The organism is Hymenobacter taeanensis, from assembly GCF_013137895.1.
Lineage (GTDB): Bacteria > Bacteroidota > Bacteroidia > Cytophagales > Hymenobacteraceae > Hymenobacter > Hymenobacter taeanensis.
Genome location: NZ_CP053538.1, coordinates 2,338,716 through 2,359,638 on the forward strand (window position 1 = coordinate 2,338,716; position 20,923 = coordinate 2,359,638).

Annotated in this window: 19 protein-coding genes; 15 read left to right on the forward strand and 4 right to left on the reverse strand. The window is 55.7% G+C overall.

Annotated features, from left to right (window positions below):
- Positions 1-61 precede the first annotated feature (61 nt).
- The 5 genes from HMJ29_RS09945 to ccsA all read left to right on the forward strand — a co-directional run bounded on the left by HMJ29_RS09945 (position 62) and on the right by ccsA (position 5,319).
- Positions 62-733, forward strand: a complete 672-nt coding sequence (locus HMJ29_RS09945; protein ID WP_171591333.1) for a cytochrome c biogenesis protein — start codon at positions 62-64, stop codon at positions 731-733.
- A complete protein-coding gene (locus HMJ29_RS09950; protein WP_171591334.1) occupies positions 714-959 on the forward strand; it encodes a CcmD family protein in 246 nt (81 codons plus the stop codon). Before HMJ29_RS09945 ends, HMJ29_RS09950 begins: the two co-directional genes overlap by 20 nt.
- A 135-nt stretch (positions 960-1,094) precedes the next feature.
- Positions 1,095-1,523: a cytochrome c maturation protein CcmE domain-containing protein gene (locus HMJ29_RS09955; protein WP_171591335.1), complete on the forward strand. Its 429-nt coding sequence runs from the start codon at positions 1,095-1,097 to the stop codon at positions 1,521-1,523.
- 9 nt (positions 1,524-1,532) lie between these two features.
- A complete protein-coding gene (locus HMJ29_RS09960) occupies positions 1,533-2,693 on the forward strand; it encodes a hypothetical protein (protein ID WP_171591336.1) in 1,161 nt (386 codons plus the stop codon).
- Positions 2,694-2,712: 19 nt separating this feature from the next.
- The gene (gene ccsA, locus HMJ29_RS09965) at positions 2,713-5,319 is read left to right on the forward strand and encodes a cytochrome c biogenesis protein CcsA (protein WP_171591337.1); all 2,607 of its coding nucleotides are present in this window, start codon (positions 2,713-2,715) and stop codon (positions 5,317-5,319) included.
- Positions 5,320-5,743: 424 nt separating this feature from the next.
- Here ccsA and HMJ29_RS09970 read toward each other — a convergent pair whose 3' ends face one another.
- Entirely contained in the window at positions 5,744-8,395 is a 2,652-nt protein-coding gene (locus tag HMJ29_RS09970) for a T9SS-dependent choice-of-anchor J family protein (protein WP_171591338.1), read from the reverse strand.
- A gap of 255 nt (positions 8,396-8,650) precedes the next feature.
- On the opposite strand from HMJ29_RS09970, the gene HMJ29_RS09975 reads away from it, so the two are divergent.
- The 8 genes from HMJ29_RS09975 (at position 8,651) to HMJ29_RS10010 (ending at position 14,965) form a co-directional block, all read left to right on the forward strand.
- On the forward strand, positions 8,651-9,463 hold the full coding sequence (locus HMJ29_RS09975) for a Rossmann-like and DUF2520 domain-containing protein (RefSeq protein ID WP_171591339.1): 813 nt from the start codon (positions 8,651-8,653) through the stop codon (positions 9,461-9,463).
- A gap of 65 nt (positions 9,464-9,528) precedes the next feature.
- Entirely contained in the window at positions 9,529-9,858 is a 330-nt protein-coding gene (locus HMJ29_RS09980; protein WP_135529486.1) for a 2Fe-2S iron-sulfur cluster-binding protein, read from the forward strand.
- A 92-nt stretch (positions 9,859-9,950) separates the two neighbouring features.
- Complete coding sequence (gene iscX, locus HMJ29_RS09985; RefSeq protein WP_171591340.1) at positions 9,951-10,187, forward strand: Fe-S cluster assembly protein IscX; 237 nt, start codon at positions 9,951-9,953, stop codon at positions 10,185-10,187.
- Between the two features lie 84 nt (positions 10,188-10,271).
- Positions 10,272-10,775 carry a KdsC family phosphatase gene (locus HMJ29_RS09990; RefSeq protein ID WP_171591341.1) on the forward strand — a complete coding sequence of 168 codons (504 nt, stop codon included), beginning with the start codon at positions 10,272-10,274 and terminating at the stop codon, positions 10,773-10,775.
- Between the two features lie 136 nt (positions 10,776-10,911).
- A complete protein-coding gene (locus HMJ29_RS09995) occupies positions 10,912-11,106 on the forward strand; it encodes a cold-shock protein (protein WP_135432717.1) in 195 nt (64 codons plus the stop codon).
- Positions 11,107-11,271: 165 nt separating this feature from the next.
- Positions 11,272-12,180 (forward strand): geranylgeranylglycerol-phosphate geranylgeranyltransferase, encoded by a 909-nt coding sequence (locus tag HMJ29_RS10000; protein WP_171591342.1) that lies wholly within the window; start codon positions 11,272-11,274, stop codon positions 12,178-12,180.
- 115 nt (positions 12,181-12,295) lie between these two features.
- Positions 12,296-13,561 (forward strand): BamA/TamA family outer membrane protein, encoded by a 1,266-nt coding sequence (locus HMJ29_RS10005; protein WP_171591343.1) that lies wholly within the window; start codon positions 12,296-12,298, stop codon positions 13,559-13,561.
- Between the two features lie 192 nt (positions 13,562-13,753).
- Entirely contained in the window at positions 13,754-14,965 is a 1,212-nt protein-coding gene (locus HMJ29_RS10010; protein ID WP_171591344.1) for a glycosyltransferase family 2 protein, read from the forward strand.
- Positions 14,966-15,014: 49 nt separating this feature from the next.
- Here HMJ29_RS10010 and HMJ29_RS10015 read toward each other — a convergent pair whose 3' ends face one another.
- From HMJ29_RS10015 to HMJ29_RS10025, 3 genes are read right to left on the reverse strand one after another with little or no spacing between them, the layout of a single operon-like run.
- On the reverse strand, positions 15,015-15,638 hold the full coding sequence (locus HMJ29_RS10015; RefSeq protein WP_171591345.1) for a class I SAM-dependent DNA methyltransferase: 624 nt from the start codon (positions 15,636-15,638) through the stop codon (positions 15,015-15,017).
- A 43-nt stretch (positions 15,639-15,681) separates the two neighbouring features.
- On the reverse strand, positions 15,682-16,440 hold the full coding sequence (locus HMJ29_RS10020; RefSeq protein WP_171591346.1) for a PIG-L deacetylase family protein: 759 nt from the start codon (positions 16,438-16,440) through the stop codon (positions 15,682-15,684).
- A complete protein-coding gene (locus HMJ29_RS10025; RefSeq protein WP_171591347.1) occupies positions 16,433-17,632 on the reverse strand; it encodes an acyl-CoA dehydrogenase family protein in 1,200 nt (399 codons plus the stop codon). The genes HMJ29_RS10020 and HMJ29_RS10025 overlap by 8 nt, the downstream gene beginning before the upstream one ends.
- Before the next feature lie 278 nt (positions 17,633-17,910).
- Here HMJ29_RS10025 and purH point away from each other — a divergent pair, with 278 nt between their 5' ends.
- Positions 17,911-19,446, forward strand: coding sequence for a bifunctional phosphoribosylaminoimidazolecarboxamide formyltransferase/IMP cyclohydrolase (purH, locus tag HMJ29_RS10030; protein ID WP_171591348.1), 1,536 nt, complete (start codon positions 17,911-17,913; stop codon positions 19,444-19,446).
- Positions 19,447-19,790: 344 nt separating this feature from the next.
- Positions 19,791-20,816 (forward strand): rod shape-determining protein, encoded by a 1,026-nt coding sequence (locus HMJ29_RS10035; RefSeq protein ID WP_135529477.1) that lies wholly within the window; start codon positions 19,791-19,793, stop codon positions 20,814-20,816.
- The last annotated feature ends 107 nt before the right edge of the window (positions 20,817-20,923 follow it).

Below are 20,923 nucleotides of genomic sequence, written 5' to 3' on the forward strand. Positions count from 1 at the left end.
TACGTGGCGCTGCCGGCACCCTATTCATCCTTCAGCGGTCAATTTTAACTACGTGCTTCTCATGAAACATAATTGGTGGAAAGCTCTGGCGGTGGTGTTGCTGCTTTACGTGGCGGTGGCAGGGCTGCTGATGCCGGTTCCTCGGCTGGCCATACTCAACGAGAGTATCCGGAACCTGTACTTCCACGTGCCCATGTGGTTTGGGATGACGTTTATCCTCGTGGCTTCGGTGTACTATTCAGTTCGCTACCTGCGTACTCCTACGCCCGAGCTGGATATCCTAGCGCATGAATCGGCTAAAACGGGCATTTTGATGGGCCTGGTAGGCCTAGCCACGGGCAGCATCTGGGCGCGCTACACCTGGGGCGCCTGGTGGACCAACGACCCCAAGCTGAACGGGGCCGCCATTGCCATGCTCATTTATGGTGCCTACCTGGTGCTACGCTCTTCCTTTACCGATGAGCAGCAGCGGGCCCGGATATCGGCCATTTATAACATCTTCGCCTTTGCAACGGCCATGCCGCTGTTTTATATCCTGCCGCGCCTCACCGACTCTTTACACCCCGGGGCGGGCGGCAACCCGGCCTTCGCCAAGTACGACCTCGACAGCAACATGCGGCTAGTGTTCTACCCCGCTGTAATTGGCTGGACGCTGCTGGCCTTCTGGTTGGCTCAGGTAGCCAGCCGTCTTTCGCTCTTAAAACAGAAAGTATATGAAAAACAGCTTGCCTAAGCTGCGCCCGGCGCTGCTGCTCCTGTTGGCCCTACTGCTGCCTATGCTGCGCGCTGCCGCTCAGGCTACTGCTTCAAATGAGCCTGAAATGGCCGATGCCCTGCGCCACGACGGTAAAATTTACGTGGTAGTAGCCGTAATTACGGTAGTGCTGGCCGGGCTGCTTTTCTTCCTGATTTCTCTTGATCGGAAGCTGAGCCGCCTGGAAAAAGAAGTAAAAGACTAATTCTGAATCTTACGCATCTGCGCAAAGGAGGAAGTTGATTAAATCATTTCCCCACAGTTGATTTCTGTGGACCTTTGCTGTCTTCTTTGTTGTTCCGATTACCGACCTGCTTAAGGTTGTCCTGTTGCACCGAACATGAAAAAAGCACACATCCTCGCCATTACCGTCATTGCAATGGCAATTGGTATCATCATGAGCGCCGCCGGTGATGCCAGCGTGTACGTCTCATTCCGCGAAGCCCAGGAGCGGGCGGCCGAAGGAAACCTGACCAAAGTGCACGTGGTAGGCCGCTTGCCCCGCGATGGTCGGCAGAACATCATGGGCTTGGAATACAACCCGACCCTCGACCCCAACTATTTCGCTTTCACCTTGGTGGATACCAACCGCATTGCTCAGCGTGTGGTGTACTTCAACCCTAAGCCTCAAGACTTTGATAAGTCGGAGCAGGTGGTAATTACGGGTGCCATGCGCAATAATGTGTTTGTGGCCGATAAGATTCTGCTGAAGTGCCCTTCTAAGTACGTGGAGAAGGACATTAAGGGCGCTACTGCTTCCGTCAACTAACTATGTGCCATGACGAGTGAGCACGCAACGCGCCGGTTAAGCCAAGCAACTGCTTGTTTCTGGCGGCGCGTGCTGGTTGCTCAGCTCATCATCATACAGTACTCAATGCTCATGGCAGCGGCACAAACCCCAGTGCCAAACGATGACATTGAACGGCGGCGCGTGCTGCACCTCAACGAGCCCATTACCTCTTCTACGGCGGGCTGCACGGTGCAGTGGAAATGCGTGGATGAGCGCCTGACCGGCAAGTGCATTGAGTATCACAACGACCAATGGTTTGAAGTAACGCCATTGGTTACTGGCCGCTACTTTGTTAACATCAGTGCCCAGCAGTGCCGCGACACGCGCGGGGTGCAGCTGGTGGTGCTGACGGGGGAGCCGTGCCAACCGAAGACCTACCAGATTTTGACGTGCGTTTCGTTGGGAAGTCAGGACGATGTGTTTGTAACTCTTGATGAGCTACGGGCGGGGCAGCGCTACTTACTCAACGTAGATGGCTACCTGCACGACTTCTGCGCCTTTCAGCTTGCAGTGAGCGACAAGGCATTGGGAGTGCCGGCCCTGGCTCCGCCTACTATAGCCAGCGTAGCACCTACCATCAGCCCCCTGGTAAACCTGCAGTGGACACTTCCAGATTCTTTGGTTGGCGCCAATCAGTTTCGGGTGTTGCGGCGGGAGATGGCCGAGTTTCGGGCCGATGAGCGGAACAAGCAGCCGGTGCAGCGCACTACTTATGGTGCCGCCGGAGTGGCCTACCGCTTTCAGGAAACGCTAGCTAAGCCGGGGCGCTACCTCTATCAAATACTAACAGAGGGCACCGATAACCAGCCGCCCGTGTTATTACAACAGAGATGGGTGGCCTACAGCAAGCTGATGCCCATGCAGCGCGATACTTCTTTGCGCTACCTGCGGGTACCGCTAGGCCAGTATAAAACCGGTGCTAAGCTATCGGTAGTGGCCACAGATGCGGCTTCGGGCCGGGTGGTGGGAAACCGCCAGATTATCAAACAGAAAAAGATTGAGCAAATGAGCCTGCTGCCGGTTGTACTTTTGCAGCAGCAAGGTGTGCGGGAGGTGCGCGTGCGCATCACCCAAACCTATGGCCCCGGCCAATCTCCTACTTCAGATGAGCTGACACTGCTGGTGCCAGTTCCATCTTCTTCCCAGTAACATCAGAACCACAATTCTCATGCTAAACACCTTCATCGGCGACGCCGGGCACCTGAGTGTCATCGTTGCTTTTGTGGCAGCCACGGTAGCGGCGTACGCCTACTTCATGGCGTCGCGCAACCAGCCCCTCGGCGAAACCGATGCCTCCTGGCTTCGGATCGGACGTGGAGCTTTTCTGCTGCACGGGGCAGCTGTGGTATCAGTCATTGCGTGTCTGTTTACCATCATCTACACCCACCGCTACGAGTATTATTATGCTTGGAGCCACAGCAGTAACCACCTGCCGGTGTATTACATGATTTCCTGCTTCTGGGAAGGGCAGGAGGGGTCTTTCCTGCTCTGGATATTCTGGCAGGTAGTGCTGGGCTTTCTCATTATGCGCTTCAATAGGCGTTGGGAAGCCCCCGTAATGGCCATTTTTGCGGGCGTACAGCTCTTTCTCACGTCTATGATTCTGGGCGTGGTGCTGGGTGGCGTCAAAATTGGCTCGTCGCCGTTTATTCTACTGCGCGACTTCCTGGATATTCCCGTTTTCAAAACCAACCCCAACTTCATTCCTCAAGATGGTACCGGCCTGAACGCCCTGCTCCAGAACTACTGGATGGTGATTCACCCACCTACGCTGTTCCTGGGTTTTGCTCTCACGCTGGTACCGTTTGCCTTTGCTATTGCGGGTCTCTGGAAGGGTGAATACACCAAGTGGGTACGGCCCGCCTTACGCTGGACGCTGGTAGGTGGCCTAGTGCTGGGCGTAGGTATCATGATGGGTGCCTACTGGGCCTATGAAACCCTGAACTTTGGTGGCTACTGGAACTGGGACCCGGTTGAAAACGCCGTGTACATCCCGTGGCTGGTGCTGGTAGCCTCGCTACACGGCTTGGTGCTGTGGCAGCGGAGCCGCACGGCCCTGCGCACCTCTTTTGTGTTGGTAATCACTACCTTCCTGCTGGTGCTGTACGCTACCTTCCTCACGCGTAGCGGGGTTCTGGGTAATGCCTCCGTGCACTCCTTCACCGACCTGGGCCTGTCGGGGCAGCTGATTATTTACTTGGGGGCTTTCGTAGTGTTGGCTATTGCCCTGCTCGCTTACCGCTGGAAGCATATCCCGATTTCTGAGAAAGAGCTTACCACGTACAACCCCGAGTTGTGGGTGTTTGTGGGAGCTACGGTACTTTGCCTCGGCGCCTTCCAAGTGCTGGTTACTACCAGCATTCCAGTGTACAATGCGTTCCTCGGCTTTGTTGGTGTTAAGTCAAACCTTGCTTTGCCTGCTGATCAGATCCAGCACTACACTAAAATTCAGCTGTGGATGGGGGTAGGGGTAGCGTTCTTCTCGGGCCTGGCTCAAATCATGTGGTGGCAGAAGAACGACAAGACTTCGCTGACCAACTCGCTGACTGTGCCCGGTATTCTGAGCCTGCTCAGCGCGGCGCTAGTAATTCTGCTGGTGCAGTATTACGGCCTGACTATGAGCCTGACGTACATTGTGCTGCTGACCACTGGCATCTTTGGGGTGCTGGCGAACCTGAGTATGGTTATTACGCTGATGCGTAGAAAGGTAAGTCTGTCGGGCGGCGGCGTGGCGCACATTGGTATTGCGCTCATGCTGCTGGGTATTCTGGCTTCGGCGGGCTACTCCAAGATTATTTCCCAGAACGTATCGGGCTTGCTCTACTCACGGGAGTTTCCGGAAGAAACTAACCGCGACAACGTATTGCTGTGGCGCAATGATAAAGCGCCCATGGGCAAGTACGATGTGAGCTATACCGGCCAGTATATTGATGTGCCTAAAGTACCTGGCTACGTAGACAAGCAACTGCTTTTCCGCACCGCCGATGAGTACAAAGCACTGGCTCGCGCCGATATCAAGCGCGGCGACAAAGTGTACTACAAGGCTGGCGATACGGTAGACATCTTGCCCGAAAACACTTATTACCGCGTTGAGTACAAAGACCGCAAGACCGGGGAGGCTTTCGTGCTGTATCCGCGCGGACAGGTGAATGAGGAGATGGGGGAAGGCCTATTGGCTTCGCCCGACATCAAGAAATTCCTCGACCACGACATCTATTCTCACATTAGCGCCGTGCCCCCACCCGATAAGGAGAAGGACTGGAGCGAGGTGAAGGAGCACGTGTTGAGCGTTGGTGATACCATTTTCCTAAACGACTACTTCGCGGTGTTCCGGGGGGTAGAGCCCGCACACCAGACAGCTGGCCTAGGCCTCGCCAAGGGCGACCTGGCTATTCAGGGCGACTTCCTGGTGTTTGGTGAAAACCGGCAGTACCATGTGCACCCAGTGTTTGTGGTGCGCAACCGCATGATTGGCCGTGTTCCTGATGAGGTAGATGACCTGGGCCTACGCCTAAGCTTTCTGAATGTAGACCCCACTAAAGGCAAGTTTACCTTCGGGGTAAGCACCACGCAGAAGGACTATATCATTCTGAAAGCAATGGAGAAGCCCTTCATTAACCTGCTTTGGAGCGGTACGCTGCTCATGGCCGTGGGCTTTGGCATGGCCCTCTACAAGCGCCGCCGCGATGTAGATGTAGCTGTAAAGCCTACGCAGCCCGAGTCAGATGCTACTCCACGGCCGCGCCCAATACAAAAGAAGCGCCAAGCAGCTTAAACAGCTCACATTAGCTGCTAAACGCACATGGCCCCGGCTACTAATAGAGCCGGGGCCATGTGCGTTTACAGGGCGCTATGTGGCCTAGGAAATGCATCTTGAATGGAGGGAATAATCATACCCCCGGCTTAATAACACTATTGCTCCCTTCAATAACCAAAGCAGGCTAGGCCAGTACAGCGAGTGGTTTAATCAAGCTATTGCGTGCATAAAGGCTCAGGGAACCACAGAAAAATCTAAGAACAACTCCCCAATAGCGAATAGCCGGCATAGTTGCTAGGCCAGTTGGTTAGTAGCGGTAGGAGTAGATGAAATACCGCAAAGTGAGGTGTAGCGCATTCTATACTGTCTCACTTTACTACTACCCCACAAAAAAAGAGCACCAACTGGTGCTCCTTTTTTGTGGGGTAGTAGAAGCAGATAATTACTTCTGCACTACAATGTTGCGAATCATGTAGTCGTTGCCCGACAGCACTTTCAATGTGTACATGCCATTGGCTAAGCCGGAGAGGTCAACTCTGTTCTCAGCATTATCACGGATGGTAGCCGTATGAACCCGCTGACCTAGCAGGTTAGTCACTTCCACCTTCATAGCTCCTTTCGCATTAGCACCGCGCACTTCAACCGTGAACATGCCAGCAGAGGGGTTAGGGAATACATTAACTGCCCGAACCAAGGCATCCGATAGGCCAGTTACCACTGAGTTGATTGAAATATCATCAACGTACAGGTTGAACTGGTCGGGGGCACTGAAAGCGTGGAAACCGATGTAAACAGTGCCATCAGCAGTCGGCGTGATGGGCATTACCTGGTTGGCTCCGGTGCCTCCCGTGGTAGTGGTTAAGGTGGTGTTGGTGATGCTCTCATTTTTCCAGAGCAGGTTGGTTTGCTCAGCAGGGGTGGCACCAGCGCCATACTTCACTTCCAGCTTCTCAGCGGTGGAGAAATTGGTGGCATCCGTCTTGTACTTAAATGTCAGCTGATACCGGGAGCCAGCACGCAGAGATAGAGCTGGCGTGAAGAACCAGTCATTAGCGCCTTTGGTAGCGTCGGTGCTGTTGTAGCTATACACCATAGCGTTGGCCATCGTAACATTGCCACCCACACTGCTAGGAATCCGCCAGGTGTTATTGTCGCTGTTAACGTCCGCAACCGTGATACCGCAGGGATATGAAAGGCCGGAAGCTACCGTGCCAAAGCTTTCCGTATAAGGGAAAGTGCTAACTACGGGTGGCGTGCACAGTGTAGTGAAGGCAATAGGCCCAGTCAGCGTGCTTTGATCGGTGGTGCCGCAATTGGCCCGAATGTAAAGCGCATAGGTAGTAGAAGGAGCTAGGCCTGTTAGCGTAAAAGGCGACGAGGGAGCAGCAACCGTAGTAGCACCAGTGGTACCATTAGGATCAAAACCGGTGGCACCATAGATAATGGAGTAGCCAGTACCGTTAGCGGGGCCGGTAAAGTTTACTACTGCGGAAGTAGCAGTTTGATTGTTAACTGATACAGCAGTTGGGGCGAAGCAAGTAACAGGCGGACCGGTAACAGCCTCAAGCATAAAGCGACCTAAGTTGTTGCCAGATACATCAGTAAGGGCGCCACCGGTTAAACCTGTTATAAAAAATACGCCCGTACGAGTAGGGTTTTCAGCCTGGGTTCCTAACGGGAAAAAGGGAGCCGTGCCAGTGGGTGAGGTTGCCTGAGCTAGGCCTACATGAAAGTTGCCACTGGTGATAGGAACGGGCGAAGCGAAAGTAAACGTCTTGGTTGTAGAAATATCTGCGGCCGTTACCACATAGTCATCAGTTCTGCCGAGTATTGCTCCGGCTGCATCAAGTACGGTTGCGTACAGTGTGCGGCCAATGGTCCGGGTGTCCTCAATGCGGGCAGTTACGCTAGTCACCGTGCGAGCTGAGCTGGCGGTATAGCGCACGGCCAGAATACCAGTGCCAGCGTTTGCTCCACTGTTAGCTGTAAGCCCAATGCCCCCGATGGCTGCAGTTGAGGTAGGGTCAGCTACAGCGTAAGTCGTTGAATTGACTTGTTGGGTATAGGTAGCGGTGTTATTGGAGTTGTCATCATCATCGGCTACGCTAACCGTGATAGTGTTTGTGCCCGCAACGGTTGGGGTAAACCCATCAAAGGAGAGTGTGCCGGCAGCGCCAACTGGTAAGGCAACTACTTTCGTGTTAGTGAAGCTGTTGGCGCCGCTTACCGTCAGGGTTACAGTTACACTGGCCAAGGCATTTGTACCTAGGTTGCGCAGGAAAGCGCGCACCACATGAGGAGTGCCAAAAGGAATAGGGAGCTTTCCGAGGCTATAAACCGCCGATACACTTGCATCATTAGCCTTCTGGGCAGTAAACCGATACGTACGGCCTGCATCGGGCAGCACCGACTTCCGGATGTTGTGTGCATTCCCTGTGTAAGGGCCGGCAAGAAATGAGGTAGTGCTCCAGGCTCCGGTAGAACCCTTAGTAGCTGAAATGAGCTGCGTAGTGCTGTTGCCTGAACCCTTTATCCCAACTGCTGCAGACTTAAAAGCTTCTGCGCCAGGGCCAGCAGTAGCAGTGCCGTATACAAATTCAATACGGTTAGTAGTCTCGTATAAGCGAACCTGAAAGCTCAGCGAAGCTAGCTGCTTCCCTATGGTTGCGGTTGCCTTGTCACTGACATTCTTCCACTGGATGGTGCATACCCGGTTAGGAGCGGTGCCGGTAGTGACTACCCGGTATTCTGCAGTAGCTGCCGCCGCTGATTCCAGATCTAGGTTAAATGGTAGCAGCAGGTTAGTCTCAGCCGTATTATTAACGGGACCTCCAGTGGTTACTTGCGGGCCGTCGTAGAAATACGGGGCCACCGGAGCCGTGGGGCCCAGCTTGATATACCCGTTCGTGTTTAGCACGAAGTTGTCAAATGCCTGCTCGTTGTAGTTGAAAGTAAATCCGATTGCCTGCACCTCGGAATTGGCGTCGTCGGTGTTTGGGGTAGTAATAACAGTGCCATCACTACCTAAATCAGTGTAGGTAGTAGTTACATTTGAAGCACCAGAGGGCAGGTAGTTTAAGTTCTGCGCATGCACAGCTATAGCACCTAGTCCTAACAAAGCTGTTAGAAGCCCTTTGCGCCAAGGAGTTGTATACTTTGTTTTGTACGAGTTTCTCATGCGGACAAGTAAAGATGAGGAGGAGTTAAGCTAAAGGAGTTAAGGTGTATAAACGCACCATTTGAAAGTGACAAGGTCTTAAATTTTTGCTAAAAAAACGCGGCTAATACCAGCAAATGCGCAATATTTCAGCACTCGGCTTATGAATTTCAAATTGCTCCCGGCCATGTTATGGTGAGAGGTCTACGAGTAGTAATGTTGGGGGCTGGTAGAGTAGCCCAGCACCTGGGCCCGGCCCTGCAGCAAGCAGGCCATGTCGTGTTACAGGTATGGAGCCGTACGCTAGAGTCGGCAGAGGTTCTGGCCGCGCAGATACCGGGTGCTACGGCCACTGCCGATGCTACCGGGCTAGCTGTCGCCGATATTTATATAGTAGCCGTGCCAGATGCCGCAGTGCCGGCCGTACTGGCAGCGGCGCAGTTTCCGGCGGGGGCGCTAGTAGTACATACCGCCGGGGCCCTGCCACTTAGTGTTTTTGAAGAGTGGCCTACTGTGCGGGGAGGTGTGCTTTACCCGGTACAAACGTTTAGCCCCGGCCGCACAATAGAGTGGCAAAAGCTGCCCTTATGTATTGAGGCCGCTGACAAGGCCGGCGAAGCCACTTTGCTGGACTTGGCCAGTACGCTAAACGCCGATGTGCGACTGGTAGATACCCAACAGCGGCTGCGCCTGCACATGGCAGCTGTGTTTGCCTGCAACTTCACCAACCATCTCTTAGGTATAAGCCACGCCCTGCTCACTGAGGATAACTTACCCATGAAGTTGCTGGCCCCGCTGGTGCGGGAAACAATTGATAAGGCATTAGCAGAGCCTCCGTTTAGCGTGCAAACTGGGCCGGCCGCTCGTCACGATGCCCCTACCCTCGCTCGGCATCAAGTGGCACTTGCAGCCTATCCGGGGTGGCAAAACTTGTATAAGATGCTGACGGAGAGCATTCAGCAACAAGCCAGGGGGGAAAGCCAAAACAACGAAGGGGCTTTTTAGCTTTGATTCCGGGGGAGGGGTACGTACCTTCGTGCCCGCATTTTGCCCGCTTCAACGCGCTACTCGTGAAAGTTGTTAATATCACCTTTAAATTTCAGGACGGCCAGCCCGACCAGACCCACGTGGCTGCTCAGGGCGAATCCGTACTCGACGTTGCTCTCAACAACGACATTCAGTTGCAACATAACTGCGGCGGCGTATGTGGCTGCAGTACTTGCCACGTATACATCTTACAGGGGGAGGAAGACCTCCCCGAAATCAGTGATAAGGAAGAGGATTTCATTGACCGCGCCGTTGATCCGCGCATCAACTCGCGCCTTGGCTGCCAGTGCGTTATGCAAGGCAACCAGGACGTAGTGGTTATGATTCCGCCACAGAACTTCCTAGGCCACTAATTTTCAGCTACCAGTTACGGGTTACCATTCAGCAGAAGTGTTCTGCTGGTGTAGTCTGTAAACCGGCAATTGCTAACCGATAACTGAACCCAATGAACCACTTCGAGCCCCCCATTAAGTGGAGCGACCATGAGGATATTGCCATGGCGCTGTACGAGAAGTTCGGTGACGACTTCAACGAGGCCAAAATCTACCGCATTCGCTTCACCGACCTGTTGGAGTGGGTGCTTTCGCTGCCCAACTTTGAAGGCACCCGCGAGCAGGCCACGGAAGGCCACCTGGAGCAAATTCAGGCCAAGTGGGTGTATGAGTGGCGCGATAACCAATAGCAATCTGGCCTAGTCTCGCTTGGGCGCTTAACTTTTTCAGTTCGTTGCGCTCGGCTTAGCCCCAGAATGCTTCCTACCATTTGTATGAGTGAGAATAGTAGTACGCCTGACTTATCAGTTATCAAGGCCTTTGTATTGGATGTAGATGGGGTTCTGACCGACGGAACGCTGCTCGCCTTCAACTCCGGAGAGCAGGCCCGGGCCTTCCACATTCGCGACGGGTTTGCCATTCGGCACGCATTGCGCCAGGGATATCGGATTGCCGTAATCTCAGGCCGTGAGGAGGAGGGGGTCCGGAAACGGCTAGAGTCACTGGATGTCCGGGATGTTTTTCTGGGGGTTGATGATAAGATGAAGATCTTCAACAACTACATCAACACGTACCGCCTCGACCCTGCCCACATTGCCTACATGGGCGACGATGTGCCCGACGCCGAAGTAATGCGCCGCTGTGCCGTAGCCGCCTGCCCCGCCGACGCCGCCCGCGACGTGCGCGAAATCAGTAACTACACTACCGAGTTGCGTGGTGGGCACGGCGCCGTGCGGGAGCTAATTGAGCACGTGATGCGCACCCAAGGCACTTGGTAGTACTGCGTCGGTAGCCGGTTCTATTACAGTACATAACGAGCAAAAAAGCACAACCCCGTCCCTTTCAGGCGGGGTTGTGCTTTTCCAAAATCCCTCTATATTTACCCACCAATCATTCACATCATTTTTTTATTTCATGAAAACAGGAACCGTAAAATTCTTTAATGAGTCGAAGGGCTACGGCTTCATTACGGAAGACGGATCGAAGGAAGACTTCTTCGTCCACATTACCGGTCTTAACGGGGGCCAGATCCAACAGAATGACCGCGTGGAGTTTGAAACGCAGGAAGGCCGCAAAGGTGTTAATGCGGTGAATGTGAAGAAAGTGTAGACTTAGGTCTGCTCAGAGGCTAATTACTCCTGAGCAAAGCCCCTCCCGCGAGCGGGAGGGGCTTTCTGTTGCTATAAGGCCGCCGGCTGTTGAGCTTTGCGCCGCCCACTTATTGTTCTATCTGGTTGAGGTGCATCTTTGCAGCTACTATTCCGCTACTATCTCATGGCTGCCCCTCGCTTTACCCGTTCTAACCAGCCTGCCACGGCAGATCCTGGACCCTGGCGGCAGCTGGCGCTCCTGGTTCGGTTGCCCAACCTGCTGATTATGGCCTTATGCCTGCTGCTGGTTCGGAAGGCGCTACTGCTGCCTCGTGCGCCTTGGGCCGAAGTGCTGACGCCTTCATTTGCCCTGCTGGCACTGGCGGCGCTTAGCATTGCGGCGGCAGGCTACATTATCAATGATTATTACGATGTAAAAATTGACGCCATCAACCGGCCCGACCGGCTGGTGGTGGGCAAGGTGGTAAACCGGCGCCATGCCATGGTGGGGCACTTGCTGCTCTCGGGGCTGGGAGTGTTGGTGAGCGGGGCACTTTCACCGTTGCTGGGGCTAGTAAATCTGGGCTCGGCGTTGCTGCTGTGGGGGTACTCCGTGCGGTTTAAGCGGGTGGCCCTGGTGGGTAACGTAAGCATTGCCATGCTCACGGCAGCATTGGTACTGTTGCCGGAGCTGCAGCTCCGGATAGGAACTAAACCAGTGTGGCTGTATGCGCTGGCGGCTTTTCTGCTCACAGTGGTGCGCGAGATAGTGAAGGATATTGAAGATATGCGCGGCGATGCTGAGCATGATTGCCGCACGCTCCCTATTGTGGTAGGAGTGCCGAAAACCAAATGGGTAGTAGCATTTTTTCTGGCTTGTTTGGCAGTGCTAGTACTAGGCGTAGAGAAGGTGCTGCTAGAAACGGGGCAGTGGGGGCTAGGCCTATGGCTGTTTGCACTGGTGCTGTTGCCCTTGGGCTGGCTGGCTATACAGCTGCGCAGAGCCGACCGGCGGCAGCATTTTGCCCAGCTAAGTACGGCCTGTAAAGTGGTGATGCTGGCAGGAGTTCTTTCCATGCTGCTGGCAGGGTAAAACCGCAAAGGCTACTGTTCCGTTAGCTGAGAAGTTTGGTCTGAATTCCAGCTCCTTCAGCTGACGAAATCAGGCGCTGCCTGTTCCCTCCACTTCTATCTCAAGCCATCAACGTATGCGCTTTCTGTACTCGCTGTTAGCGCTAAGCGCGCTGGCTGCACCCGCTGCCCTGGCGCAGTCGGCCCCCGCTACTCCCGATTCTACCCCGCTGTGGGCTTCGGCAGAAGCTCCCGCCACACCTGAAGCTCCTGTTAATGGGGCTCCGGTGGGCCTAAACCGCGCAATGGCGCCCGCTCCGGCTAAGCTCACCCCCTCTGACCCCAATAAGCCCAGCTTCATTCCGGTGCCTATTGCTTTTTATCAGCAGGAGACCGGGTTTGCGGGTGGCGTAGCCATTTTGCCTGTTTGGCGCTTTGGGCAAGACACTATGGTGCGCAAATCAAATGCGCGGCTGATTGCCTGGATTTCGCAGAAAAAGCAAACCACAGTGCAGCTCACCCACACTATTTTTACTCCCGAGGAAAAATTTTTCCTCTCAGGTGAGCTGAGCTATTATGATTTGGCTTTCAACTACTACGGCATTGGGAACGACACGCGCAAGAGCGACGAAACCCAAATAAAGTACCCGCTATGGGTGTTTGATGAAAAGGTGCTGGCTAAGGTGGTGCCTAACCTGTTTGTGGGTTTGCGCTATCGTTTTACCGACTTGGGCAACGTGGACCTGAAAGATCCGCAAGACCCTATCAACAACCCTGCTACCCAGTACTACAATATTCCTGCTTCTCAGCGCTCAGGCTACCGAACCTCGGGTTTGGGCCCGGCTATTTTGTATGATGGTCGGGACAATGTGCTGGCTACCTACACGGGTAACTTCGTGGATGCGCACATGTTGTTTAATGGCGGGGCGTTAGGCAGCGACTATAAGTTCACGCGCTACATGGTTGATGCCCGCCACTTCAACCCCTTGTTTGGCACCAACAATACTATTCTGGCGCTGCAGTTTCTGGGGCAGTACCACACTGGCAGCGTACCGTTCCGGGAGCTAGGCGGTATGGGTGCTACGCTAGGGGGCTCCCTGTATAATAATGCTTACCTCATGCGTGGCATTTACGAAGCCCGTTTCCGCGACCGTCAGTTCACCACGGCGCAAGCTGAAATTCGGCAGAAGCTCTTCTGGCGTTTTGATGGGGTAGTATTTGGAGCCGTAGGCCAGGTGGCGCCCCGCCTCGGCGACTACACCTTCGATGATACCAAATTTGCTGGAGGGGGAGGCCTACGCTTCCGCTTCAACCGCCGCGACCGGCTCAACATCCGCCTCGATTACGGCGTGGGCTCCGGCGGAAACTCCGGAATCATCTTTGCCGTGGGAGAAGCGTTTTAACTCTGATAGCTTACACAAGAAAGGCCTTTCCGTACGGAAAGGCCTTTTTCAGCGGTAGCAAAAGCAGCAAGCGCTAGTGCACCGCAATGTGCCTGCAAACGGGTACATTTTTTCCGTCACCTGAGGCAGTATAAAATTGAAACTGCTCTGAACACCTGCCATGACCCATGGCATAATCACGTAAAGGAAGCCATGAGCTCTGTACTCCCCTCTCGGTTTCATGCGGTTAAGGAAGCAGCAGCAAGTCCCGCGCCGGCGCTTACTGCGCATGTTGCTAGGCCACCTGCTGCTGGCCTAAGAATGGTGGTGGTTGTGCCAGCCAAGAATGAAGCAGAAAACCTGCCGGATACACTAGCGGCCTTAGTAGCGCAAACCACTTTAACTGGATATCCGCTTAACCCCGCCGAATACGAGATAATAGTGCTGGCTAATAATTGCAGTGACCAAACTGCGGCCGTGGCCCGGCAGTTTGCAGCGTGCCATCCGGCAGTGGCTTTGCACGTGCTAGAAGTGAGGCTGCCGCGGGCTGAGGCTCATATTGGTAAGGCCCGGCGCTTACTAATGGATGAGGCCTGCCGGCGGCTGGAGCTGGTGAACAACCCCGCCAGCTTTATTGCCAGCACCGATGCCGACACGCAAGTAGCCCCCACCTGGCTAGCGGCCACCGAGGCAGCTCTGGCCCAGGGCGCTGATGCTGTGGGGGGGCGTATTTTGATGAAAACGCCTACAGTGGCCACTGCCTGCGTAGTGCGGCGCTATCAGCTCCAAGATGCCGCCTATCAGTTGCTGCGGGCACGGTTAGAGGCGCTGCTTGATCCGCAGGAAGCTGACCCCTGGCCGCGGCATCACCAACATTTTGGGGCCAGCTTTGCGCTTACGCCCGCGGCTTACCGTCACGTAGGTGGCCTGCCCGTTGTCCCGTACCTAGAAGATGAAGCACTGTACCAGGCCTTGTTGCGCCACGACCTATGCCTGCGTCATAGTCCGGAAGTGCGGGTATATACATCTGGCCGTCAGAAGGGCCGGGTAGCCGTAGGCCTCTCCTGGCAACTGCGACAGTGGGCCAAGCTAGGGCAGCTGGCGCAGGAGCCACTTGTGGAAAGCCCTGCCCGGTTGGTGAAGGAATGGAAAGCCCGCTGTGCCCTGCGTGCATTATGGCAGGGCAGGCCTGCCGGTACGTTGGCAGAAACACTCCCAACCTTAGCCGCCTCCATGAGCCTGCCCCTCAAAACCCTAGAGCGGCAAATGCACAGCTGCTTAACCTTTGGTCAGCTATGGAGCTGGGTACGGAGGTATTGGGCCAGAAATGGCCGCTGGGAAGCGCAGTGGCCCGCCATGGCCCTCACCGATGCCCTAGCCTACCTGCGCCGCGAACTGGCAACGCATGCACTATCACAGAAATAAGCAACCGGCCCCAACTGGAATGCGGTTCAGCGAACAAACCTGCCCCTACCTACCGACTTTCGACTGCCTCAAATAAATCGAGGCGGTAGGTTGCATGGCGCTGGCTTTTCAGGTGGCGTAGGGGGCCACCGGGGGTGGTTAGGTTGAGGAAGAAATCGTGCACCGCATCGCCCGTGAGAGGGTAGTCGTGTACGGGAGGAGTCCAGTGCACCAGCAGCAGGTGCCCTCCGGGGCGCAGGGTGTGAAGAATTTGCTGGCTGGCACGCAGCAAATCCTCTGGGCTCCAGTAATACCCTACCTCCGATAGCAAGATAAGGTCAAAGGAACGGCTCAGAGGGTAGTCGTTGGGCAATTGCAACTGCTGAAACTCTACTTGAGGCAAGGAGGCGCAACGCTGGCGGGCTTTATCCAGGGCCGCCTGAGCCACATCAACGGCTAGCAAGTGGTGGCAACGGGGAGCCAGCTGCTGGGTGAGCACTCCCAGTGAGCAGCCAATTTCAAACCCATCAGCATACTGGTCGCGCGGTAGTGCGGCCAGGGTAGTAGCATATTTTTCTCGCTCGTAAGAGCTGGTTTCAAACCCCCACGGGTCAGCGTTGGCCTGATACACGGCATCAAAGTAGTCGGGGGGGAGCGTGTTAGGCTGGTTGGGGTTGGGCTGGAAACTAGACATAGGAGGAGAGAAATACTACACTGTAAGGAGTTTAAAACAAGGATCAGGTAGTTACCTGAAAGAACACCTCCATTGGCTTGGCAAAGTGAGCCAGCATTGAGGGGGCCAGCGTGAAGCCAGTGGGGTCGTCGTCGATGGGGCCACCGGCTAGCTGAGAACGATGTGCCTCAAGGGCCCGCTGCTTCTGCGGCAGCACAGAGCTGATATTGAGCTGGAACCCTTGCGCTTCGCCTGGCTGCGGCAGGTCATGGGCGGCGGCTCGCTCCCAGGCCCACACCACATACTCCAGCAGGCGGGTAGGGGTGGCCAGGCCTGCCAGGGCCGCCCGCACCAGCTGACTGCTGGCCCGATGGTCGGGGTGCGGGTCGCGGCGCCAGGGCACAAGCACGGTTTGGGGCTGAGTAGCAGTAAAAAACTGCTGAAGCTGGCCCACTGCGGCAGCACCCGAGGCCGTTTCCGGAGCCGGGACGGAGCCGTCGGGGAGGCCTAGGGTGTGCAGGGCATCACCGGGTAGGCCCAGAATTGCCAACGCATTCCGTAGCTCCTGCGTCCGTAGCGCCTGCCGGGCCTGCGCAGAGAACTTGCGGGAATTAGGGTGCGACATAGCCCCATCACTCACCAGCACGCACCACGCCGGCAGCCCGGCCTGGCGGAGCAAGGCCAGTAGGCCGCCGCAGCCCAAGGTTTCATCATCGGGGTGGGGGGCTACCACTATGGTTGGGCCAAAGGCAGCTACGGCCTCCGGCAGATAAACGGGTAACTCACTAAACAGAGCGGCGGAAGGCGGCAGTAAATCAGTCATTCCATAGGCGGTATGCAGGGCTGGTTTTCTCCAGCGCGTAGCGTCCAACATCGGCTTGCGCGGCATCGGGGGCGGGCTGCCGCAGATAGTGGGTTAGGTCGCGGTGCAGGCGTTCAAATGGCTCAGGCCGCAGCAGCCCGCGGGCCCCCACGCAACGCTCAGCCAGGGGGAGTATCCGCAGACAGATTTCCTCAATGGCTGTGCGCACCATGTTTGCATGCGCTACAGCTGATTCGGCATCGGTAGCGGATTTGCTCTCGTATGCGGCCGCTGCTTGCAGCCAATGATTACCGCTCTCCACAAGCAGCGCCATCTCCCCTAAGCGCTGCCGCTGGTATGGGTCGTCGGTGCGTTTTAGGTCACGCAGGAAACGACGGGTTTCGTCAAAAATAGCCTCGGCGCCGCCTAGCTGCACCGCTGCAAACCGGGTGGCCCCGCCACTAAACCACGGCTGCTGGTAATAGTCGCCGGGGTGGCCCAGCAAGTCGTCAGCCCCAATTTCCAGGCCGCTGAAATCAACCCGGAAGCTGGCCGTGGCCCGCATCCCGAGGGGGCGCCAAAAGGAGGTGTCCAGCACAGGCGGTTGCTCATCAGCAGGCAGAATCAGCATTTGCCAGCCACCATCAGGCAGCTGAGCGGTAAGCAGGGGCCGCGTAACGCTGCCCGCTCCCGACCCAAACGTTTTGCTGCCCTGCAGCCGGTAGCGGCCATTGGGCAGGGGCTCCAGCTTCACCCCATCGTGTGCCTCCGTGTTCCAGACGCCAAACAAGTGGCCGGTGCGTGCCGCTGTTGCCCAGCGGGCAATTTGCGCTGGCCGACCGTAGCGCTGTAACAGGAGCAACGCGTTTACGTGCCCTTCATACACCCGGCCCACGGCTAGGTTGCCGCGCCCTATGTGCCGGAGGGTCCGGAGAAGCTCTAGCGCGTGCGAAGGGTGGCCTAGGCCACTGCCGCCTATGTCTGGGGGCAAGGCAGCGGTAAGTAGGCCTGCTTCTCGTAGCCAGATGAATTCTTCCGTAGGAAAACCTCCCTCCTGGTCTGAGTAAGGTGCTTGAGCAAACAAGCGCGGGGCCAGACTGGCAGCAGCAGCCACACTTGCCGCTGCCGGGGCCAGTGTGGCTCCGGGGCGTAAAGAAGTCACTGGCTCAGTGCGTGGGGTAGGGGCAGAAGTGGGGAGTAAGATTTCAGACATTACAACGAAGTATTCGGGCGGCAGCAGGCACACCAAGAAGCAGGGCCTTTACAAAGAGCAGTATGGCTACGAGAGTATACGGCTGAGAATGAGAACTGGGCTGTAAGAAAATTTAGTGCTAAAAGTTTCACTTAATCGTGCCGTATGCGCGTGGCAAGAGCCACTGAAGCGCAGTGAGCAGGAGTGGCGTAACAATTCAGTAACATAGTTGGGTGGTAGCACGGCGGAGGGGTTCCTACCTTCGTGGCGCATTTCGCCTTCACCCAAGTTTCTTCGCTATGTCGTCGCAGCCCATTCGTTCCGCTCTTATCTCCGTCTATTACAAAGACCGCCTAGAGTCCTTAGTGGCCTTGCTGAAGCAGCACGGCGTAACGATATACTCAACGGGCGGAACGCAGCAGTTTATTGAAGAGCAAGGAGCTCCCGTAACGGCCGTAGAGAGCCTCACGGGCTTTCCGGCCGTATTTGGGGGCCGGGTAAAAACGCTGCACCCCACCGTGTTTGGAGGTATCCTGCACCGCCGCCACGAGGCCAGTGATCTGGCCGAGGCGGAGCAGCATCAGATTCCGCCCATTGACCTAGTAGTGGTAGACCTGTACCCGTTTGAAGAAACAGTGGCCTCTGGAGCCGCTGAGCAGGATGTCATCGAGAAAATTGACATTGGGGGCATCTCTCTGCTGCGGGCCGCCGCCAAAAACTTCCGGGACGTGCTGGTGGTAAGCAGCCGCGACCAATATGCGGCCGTAACGGAGCTGCTAACCACGAAGAACTGCGCCACCGACCTCGAAGACCGCCGTCATTATGCCGCTGCCGCCTTTGAGGCCACCTCACACTACGACACCCAGATTTTCCGCTACATGGCGCAGGGGACGGAGCTAAGTGGCGCTGCGTTGAAAATCAGCGAAAAGCCAGCTACGCCCCTCCGCTACGGCGAGAACCCTCACCAGGCCGGCATTTTCTACGGTGACCTATCGGCCCTTTTCGATCAGCTCCACGGTAAGCAGCTCAGCTATAATAACCTGGTAGACGTAGACGCCGCCGTACTGCTAATGCAGGAGTTTACCGAAGGCCCGGCCGCCTGCGCCATTCTAAAGCACACCAATGCCTGTGGTGTAGCTCAGGCCAGCACCCTGAAAGAAGCTTACCTGAACGCCCTGGCCTGTGACCCTATTTCGGCCTTTGGCGGCGTACTTATTGTAAACCAGCCGGTAGATGCTGCTACGGCAGAGGAGTTGAATAAGCTTTTCTTTGAGGTGCTCATTGCTCCTGAGTTTGCCGAGGAAGCGCTGCCTATTCTGCAGAGCAAGAAGAACCGCATTTTGCTCCGTCAGAAGCCCGTAAATTTCCCCGCCAAGCAAGTGAAAACATTGCTTAACGGTGTAATTGAGCAAGACTTTGACCGCGTAATTGAGGGCGCCAACGAGTTCCGAACCGTTACGGAATCGGTGCCCACGGCGGCGGAAGTAGAAGCGCTGGAGTTTGCTAACAAAGTCTGCAAGCACACCAAGAGCAATACCATTGTACTGGCCAGGGCCGGGCAGCTCCTGGCATCGGGCGTAGGCCAGACGTCTCGCGTTGATGCTCTGAAGCAGGCCATCGAGAAAGCTCGGACCTTTGGATTCGATCTGAAGGGTGCCGTCATGGCCTCTGATGCCTTCTTCCCCTTCCCCGACTGCGTAGAAATTGCCGGGGAGGCTGGTATCCGGGCTGTAGTGCAGCCTGGAGGCTCTATCAAAGACGCCGACAGCATTGCCGCCTGCAACCAGTTGGGCATGGCCATGGTAATGACTGGCGTACGGCACTTCAAGCACTAAAAAATTGCGGCTCTATTAGTGGTAGGCCTCTGGCCCCGCTGATAAACTGTAAGCGCCTGAGTATAAAGCAGCCCCTGGCGCCCGCGTGGCCGTTAGGGGCTGCTTTATTTCAGGAAGCTGAACTGTAGCAGGGAAGCGGTATCTTGGCCGCTCCACAATGTTGGGCCGTTGCTAACGTTGAGAGCTGCACAATATTCGGTGCCCTGCTCGTCAGGAGGCAATGTTGCTTCCGGTCTGGCTTATAATGCGAGGTTGGCGTGTCGGGCTTCGCCGAAACTTGCTTACTTTTGCCCCCACTTTTGACGGGCGCAACCAGCCCGTTCTCATTCACTTGCCGTTACTCGATGGGTTTCTTCAATTTTCTGACCAGCGACATTGCCATTGACCTGGGCACGGCCAACACGCTCATCATTCACAACGATAAAATCGTGGTGGATGAGCCGAGCATCATTGCGAAAGACCGCACTACCAATAAGGTAATTGCCGTGGGCCGGCAAGCGCAGCAAATGCACGAAAAGACCCACGATAACATCAAAACCATCAGGCCACTGAAAGATGGCGTTATTGCCGACTTCCACGCCGCCGAGGAAATGATCAAGGGCATGATCAAGATGATTGACACGCGCACGCGGCTGTTTCAGCCTTCGCACCGCATGGTCATCTGCATTCCGTCGGGCATTACGGAAGTAGAAAAGCGTGCCGTACGTGACTCTGCTGAGCACGCTGGCGCCAAGGAGGTCTGGATGATTCAGGAGCCCATGGCCGCCGCCATCGGGATTGGCATTGACGTAGAGCAGCCCGTTGGCTCGATGATTATCGACATTGGAGGTGGTACCACTGAAATTGCCGTTATCGCGCTGTCGGGTATCGTGTGCGACCAGTCAATCAAGACGGCCGGCGACGTGTTCAACCAGGATATTCTCGATTACATGCGCCGCCAGCACAACCTGCTGATTGGCGAGCGAAGCGCTGAGCGCATTAAAATTGAAGTAGGTGCCGCTCTCACAGAGCTGGAAGTAACGCCCCCCGACTTTGAAGTGCGTGGCCGTGACCTGATGACCGGCATTCCGAAGGTTATCAAGGTAACCTCGGCTGAAATTGCTATTGCTCTGGATAAATCAGTAGCTAAAATCGAGGAGGCCGTACTGAAGGCGCTGGAAATCAGCCCGCCTGAGCTTTCCGCTGATATCTACGAAAACGGCATCCACCTTACCGGTGGGGGCGCCCTGCTACGTGGCCTAGACAAACGCCTGGCCGTGAAAACCAAGCTGCCCATTCACATTGCCGAAGACCCCTTGCGTGCCGTAGTGCGCGGCACGGGAGCTGCTATCAAGAACATCCTCGGTTTCCGTGGGGTGCTGCTGACCTAATTGATGAACAACGAATAATGAGCAGTGAGCAATTTGCCGTTGGGTAGCACTAAGGCTGCCGGGCTCTAGCCCTATCTGTTCATTATTCCTTCTTCATTGCTTATTGC